The sequence below is a fragment of the Veillonella parvula genome (genome assembly GCF_024461875.1).
GTDB lineage: Bacteria > Bacillota > Negativicutes > Veillonellales > Veillonellaceae > Veillonella > Veillonella parvula_I.
The window spans coordinates 1-229 of record NZ_JANGAL010000122.1 but is presented as its reverse complement, the minus strand read 5'-3'; the positions used below and the strand labels follow the sequence as shown (position 1 = coordinate 229).

The 229-nt window shown below is 44.5% G+C and carries 1 protein-coding gene; it reads left to right on the top strand.

Annotated elements, in window-relative coordinates:
* A partial coding sequence (locus tag NE668_RS10075; protein ID WP_256196894.1) for a hypothetical protein occupies positions 1–229 on the top strand: 229 nt, incomplete at both ends.

Below are 229 nucleotides of genomic sequence, written 5' to 3'. Positions count from 1 at the left end.
CCGCCGACTGGAAGCCAAAGACTTTGCGTATCTGATGGAACACCTCTACGGCAGGGACGGGATAGCCTATGAAGATTATGAGTATCCTCTTCCAAAAAGAAATTTAAAAAGAGAAACACTGATTAAGTATTATGAACTTATCCGTCCTACCCGTTGCGTGGTGGAAGAAAGCCAGCGATATTTGCGTCTGGAACATGAGGACAGTGAAAGCTATGTGTCCTACTTTACG